Below are 1,960 nucleotides of genomic sequence, written 5' to 3' on the forward strand. Positions count from 1 at the left end.
TTTCAAATATAATTGGAGAGTTTGATCCTGGCTCAGGACGAACGCTGGCGGCGTGCTTAACACATGCAAGTCGAACGGTCCAGCACTCAACTTAGTGCTCATAAGATATAGAGTTTTAATTAGAGGAAGCGATATATCTGGTGAGTAGCAAGTTGAGTGCTGGATAGTGGCGGACGGGTGAGTAACGCGTGGATAACCTGCCTATATGACCGGGACAACACCGGGAAACTGGTGCTAATACCGGATACGCTCGCGGAGGCACATGCTTTTGTGAGGAAAGGAGCAATCCGCATATAGATGGGTCCGCGTCCCATTAGCTAGTTGGCGGTGTAAAAGACCACCAAGGCGACGATGGGTAGCCGGCCTGAGAGGGTGGACGGCCACACTGGAACTGAGACACGGTCCAGACTCCTACGGGAGGCAGCAGTGGGGAATCTTCCGCAATGGGCGCAAGCCTGACGGAGCAACGCCGCGTGAGTGAAGAAGGCTTTCGGGTTGTAAAACTCTGTCTTCAGGGAAGAAGAAAGTGACGGTACCTGAGGAGGAAGCCCCGGCTAACTACGTGCCAGCAGCCGCGGTAAAACGTAGGGGGCGAGCGTTGTCCGGAATTACTGGGCGTAAAGGGCGCGTAGGCGGTTTCTTAAGTCAGAGGTGAAAACTACCGGCTTAACCGGTAGCCTGCCTTTGAAACTGGGGAACTTGAGGGCAGGAGAGGGGAGTGGAATTCCCAGTGTAGCGGTGAAATGCGTAGATATTGGGAGGAACACCAGTGGCGAAGGCGGCTCTCTGGCCTGTTTCTGACGCTGAGGCGCGAAAGCGTGGGGAGCAAACGGGATTAGATACCCCGGTAGTCCACGCCGTAAACGATGGGTGCTAGGTGTAGGAGGTATCGACCCCTTCTGTGCCGTAGTTAACACAATAAGCACCCCGCCTGGGGAGTACGGCCGCAAGGTTGAAACTCAAAGGAATTGACGGGGGCCCGCACAAGCGGTGGAGCATGTGGTTTAATTCGACGCAACGCGAAGAACCTTACCAGGGCTTGACATCCCCTGACAGTCATTGAAAGATGGTTTTCCAGCTTCGGTTGGACAGGGAGACAGGTGGTGCATGGTTGTCGTCAGCTCGTGTCGTGAGATGTTGGGTTAAGTCCCGCAACGAGCGCAACCCTTACGTTTAGTTGCTAACGTGTAAAGATGAGCACTCTAGACGAACTGCCGTTGACAAAACGGAGGAAGGTGGGGATGACGTCAAATCATCATGCCCCTTATGTCCTGGGCTACACACGTGCTACAATGGCCGGTACAAAGGGAAGCGAAGCCGCGAGGCGGAGCAAATCCGATAAAAGCCGGTCTCAGTTCGGATTGCAGGCTGCAATTCGCCTGCATGAAGTCGGAATCGCTAGTAATCGCAGGTCAGCATACTGCGGTGAATACGTTCCCGGGCCTTGTACACACCGCCCGTCACACCACGAAAGCTGACAACACCCGAAGCCGGTGAGCTAACCCAGCACTCAACCTGGTATTTGATAAGTAAGAATATTCAAGATGGTTTTATCATTGGATAGGAAGGTAAACTATTAAGTATCAGGTTGAGTGCTGGGAGGCAGCCGTCGAAGGTGGGGTTGGTGATTGGGGTGAAGTCGTAACAAGGTAGCCGTATCGGAAGGTGCGGCTGGATCACCTCCTTTCTAAGGAGATGTTGGTGGTAAGTGGTAAGTGGTTGGTGGTTGGGATAGAAGGAATTCGCTAAAGCGAATTCCAACAAAAATCCAACGACTAACGACCCACGACACACCACACAAATCCCAGGTCGGTACATCCAATTCAGTAGTCAGTAGTGGGTAGTGGGTAGTCAGATTTTAAGAAGGAATTCGCCAGAGGCGAATTCCAACAAACAATCCGACTACTGACAACCGACAACCGGCTACCGAAACGCCACTGTTTAGTTTTGAGAGACCGTG

Annotated in this window: 1 rRNA gene; it reads left to right on the forward strand. The window is 52.8% G+C overall.

What is annotated here, in order from left to right:
* Positions 1 to 9 precede the first annotated feature (9 nt).
* Positions 10 to 1,687, forward strand: a 16S ribosomal RNA gene (locus Pmgp_RS19135).
* The last annotated feature ends 273 nt before the right edge of the window (positions 1,688 to 1,960 follow it).

This window comes from Pelotomaculum propionicicum (genome assembly GCF_004369225.1).
Taxonomy (GTDB): Bacteria; Bacillota; Desulfotomaculia; order Desulfotomaculales; family Pelotomaculaceae; genus Pelotomaculum_B; species Pelotomaculum_B propionicicum.